Raw genomic sequence first — 3,409 nt, forward strand, 5'->3', positions numbered from 1 at the left:
CCGCTGCATGCTGAAGATCGTGTCCAGCACGCCATACTCCATGTAGCCGAGGCGAGAGATGGCACGGCGGGCGGACAGGTCGATCCGGCCATCGACGATCACGGCGTCATCGATGTAGATGCCGACCACCTCGCCGATCACGATCGCACCCGGCATCTACATCGATGACGCCGTGATCGTCGATGGCCGGATCGACCTGTCCGCCCGCCGTGCCATCTCTCGCCTCGGCTACATGGAGTATGGCGTGCTGGACACGATCTTCAGCATGCAGCGGCCGCGGTGACTGTCGGCTTTCGGCCAGGATAGGCCGGAGCCACCCCCAACTGTCATGCCCGGCCTTGATCCGGGCATCCAGAGACTGTCGACATTTCCTGGATTGCCGGGCCAAGCCCGGCAATGACATCGAAATGGATGGCTGACAGCCTCAGCCCTCTCCCAGCACTCTGTGGATTGCGCCGGTCAGCACCGACAGCTCGTCCGGCGCGATGGTGAAGGCGGGGGTCAGGTAGACGATGTTGCGGAACGGCCGGACCCAGACGCCGGCCTCGACGAAGCGGCGCTTGAGGGCCGCCAGGTCGCGGATCGCCTCCAGCTCGACCACGCCGATGGCGCCGAGCACGCGGACGTCGCGCACGCCCGGCAGGCTGCGGCAGGGTTCCAGCTCTCGCCGCAGCTGGGCCTCGATCGCCGCCACCTGCTGCAGCCGCGGCTCGGTCTCGAACAGGTCCAGCGTGGCGTTGGCGGCGGCGCAGCCCAGCGCCGTGCCCATATAGGTCGGGCCGTGCATCAGGGCATGGCCGGGGTCGTCCGACCAGAAGCCGTCGAACACGCGGGCACTGGCGACCGTCGCCGCCAGCGGCAGCGTGCCGCCGGTCAGGCCCTTGGACAGCGTGAGGATATCGGGCACCACGCCGGCCTGCTGGCAGGCGAACATCGTGCCGGTGCGGCCGAATCCGGTGAAGATCTCGTCGAAGATCAGCAGCAGATCGTGCCGGTCGGCCAGATCGCGCAGCCGGCGCAACACCTCCGGCGCATGGAACAGCATGCCGCCGGCGCCCTGGACCAGCGGTTCGACCAGGATCGCCGCGATCTCGTGACCCCGCTGCTGCAGCAGCGTGTCGAGCGCCGCCAGGCTCGCCTCATCACGCGGCAGGTCGGCGATCACATTCTCCGGCAGCAGCCCGCCGAAATGGCTGTGCATGCCCTCCTCGGGGTCGCAGACGGCCATGGTGGCGATGGTGTCGCCGTGATAGCCGCCGCGGAAGGCCAGGATCTTCGCCCGGCCCCGCCGGCCGCGGTTCAGCCCGTACTGCACCGCCATCTTGATCGCGACCTCGACCGAGACCGAGCCGGATTCGGTGAAGAACACACGGTCGAGATCGCCGGGCAGCAGCGCGGCCAGGCGGGCGGCCAGGCGATAGGGCTGCTCATGCGCCAGCCCGCCGAACATGACATGCGGCAGCGTGGCCAGCTGCCGTTCAACGGCCTGGCGGATGTGCGGGTGGTTGTAGCCGTGGCAGGCGGTCCACCAGCTGGCGATGCCATCGATCAGTTCGCGCCCGTCTTCCAGGCGGATGCGCACGCCCGACGTCGATGCCACCGCCAGCGGCACCGGGGCATGCTTCATCTGGGCATAGGGCAGCCAGATGTGTGGCCAGCCTTTTGCCAGCCAGCACGGCTGCTCAGGCATCGGCGACTGTCATCGGTGAGGCTTCCGGCACCATGCCGAGGCGGTCCAGCAGCGCCATGTCGCGATCCTCGCCCGGATTCGGCGTGGTCAGTAGCTTGGCACCGCAGAAGATCGAGTTGGCGCCGGCGACGAAGCACAGCGCCTGCATCTCGTCGGTCATGTCCTCACGGCCCGCGGACAGGCGGACCTTCGAGGCCGGCATGACGATGCGGGCCACGGCGATGGTGCGGACGAAGTCGATCGGATGCACCCGGTCGCTGCCGGCCAGCGGCGTGCCTTCGACCTGGACCAGCAGGTTGATCGGCACGCTTTCCGGATGCACCGGCAGCGAGGCCAGGCTGTGGATCAGCGAGGCGCGGTCGGTGATCGATTCGCCCAGGCCGACGATGCCGCCGCAGCATACGGAAATGCCGGCGTCGCGGACATGGGACAGGGTGTCCAGCCGGTCCTGGTAGGTCCGGGTGGTGATGATCTCGCCATAGAATTCCGGCGAGGTGTCGAGGTTGTGGTTGTAGTAGTCGAGGCCCGATTCCTTCAGCCGGCCGGCCTGGTCCGGGGTCAGCATGCCCAGCGTCATGCAGGTCTCCATGCCCATGGCGCGGACGCCTTCGACCATGGCGCAGACCTTGTCGATGTCGCGGTCCTTGGGCGACCGCCAGGCGGCCCCCATGCAGAAGCGGGTGGCGCCGCCATCGCGCGCGGCACGGGCCTCGGCCAGCACCTTCTCGACCTCCATCAGCTTGGAGGCGTTGACGCCGGTCTCGAACTGCGCGGCCTGTGGGCAATAGGCGCAATCCTCGGGGCAGCCGCCGGTCTTGATCGACAGCAGCTGCGACAGCTGGACCTCCGCCGGGTTGAACCGCATGCGGTGCACGGTCTGCGCCTGGTAGATCAGCTCGGGGAAGGGCAGGGCGAACAGGGCGCGGATCTCATCCACCGTCCAGTTGCTGTGCACCGTCCCCAGCGGCACCGAAGCCGGCGGCACGATTGGCTGGGTCGAGGTCGTCTGCCGGGCCAGAGTGTTCATCGGTCGGAGCTCTCTGCAGAGGTGCAATTGCACCCGAATGGTGCCGAAGCTACTGTCCCGGCCGGCCACGTCAAGCCGGCTCTGCCAGCCGGCCCCGGAACGATCACGATCATCAGCATGAATTCCCTCGACGATTTCGCCACCGGAAAGCTTCGCTCGCTGGCCTCCCGCAGCCTGTTGCGCACGCTGCAGCCGACCGAGCGCGAGGATGGACTCACCATCCTGCGCCACGGCCGGCGGCTGTTGTCCTTCTGTTGCAACGATTACCTGAACCTCAGCCAGCACCCGGCGGTGAAGGCGGCGGCGCAGGCGGCGATCGCGCGCTACGGCACCGGCGCCGGCGCCTCGCGCCTCGTCACCGGCAACCATCCGCTGCTGGAGGAGCTGGAAGGCCGGCTGGCCGCGCTGAAGGGCGCCGAGGCCGCCTGCGTCTTCGGCTCCGGCTACCTTGCCAATGCCGGCATCATCCCGACGCTGGTCGGCGAGAACGACCTGATCCTGGTCGACGAGTTGGTGCATTCCTGCATCTGGACCGGGGCCAAGCTGGCCGGCTCGCACGTCGCCGTGTTCCGCCACAACGACCTGGCCCATCTGGCCGAGCTGCTGCAGGCCAAGCGCCACAAGCACGAGCACTGCCTGATCGCCACCGACGGCGTGTTCTCGATGGATGGCGATCTGGCGCCGGTGCATGA

The 3,409-nt window shown here is 68.2% G+C and carries 4 protein-coding genes; 2 read left to right on the forward strand and 2 right to left on the reverse strand.

Annotated features, from left to right (window positions below; genetic code table 11):
* Window positions 1-118 precede the first annotated feature (118 nt).
* Complete coding sequence (locus AC3XYG_RS40050; protein WP_489145495.1) at window positions 119-283, forward strand: hypothetical protein; 165 nt, start codon at window positions 119-121, stop codon at window positions 281-283.
* A gap of 141 nt (window positions 284-424) precedes the next feature.
* On the opposite strand, the gene AC3XYG_RS40055 is transcribed toward AC3XYG_RS40050, so the two are convergent.
* Both AC3XYG_RS40055 and bioB read right to left on the reverse strand, forming a co-directional pair.
* Window positions 425-1,690, reverse strand: a complete 1,266-nt coding sequence (locus AC3XYG_RS40055; protein WP_489145496.1) for an adenosylmethionine--8-amino-7-oxononanoate transaminase — start codon at window positions 1,688-1,690, stop codon at window positions 425-427.
* The gene (gene bioB / locus AC3XYG_RS40060) at window positions 1,683-2,717 is read right to left on the reverse strand and encodes a biotin synthase BioB (RefSeq protein WP_489145497.1); all 1,035 of its coding nucleotides are present in this window, start codon (window positions 2,715-2,717) and stop codon (window positions 1,683-1,685) included. Before bioB ends, AC3XYG_RS40055 begins: the two co-directional genes overlap by 8 nt.
* A 117-nt stretch (window positions 2,718-2,834) precedes the next feature.
* On the opposite strand from bioB, the gene AC3XYG_RS40065 reads away from it, so the two are divergent.
* The coding region (locus AC3XYG_RS40065; RefSeq protein WP_489145498.1) for an aminotransferase class I/II-fold pyridoxal phosphate-dependent enzyme at window positions 2,835-3,409 on the forward strand (575 nt) is incomplete at its 3' end.

It is taken from the genome of Inquilinus sp. (assembly GCF_057815775.1).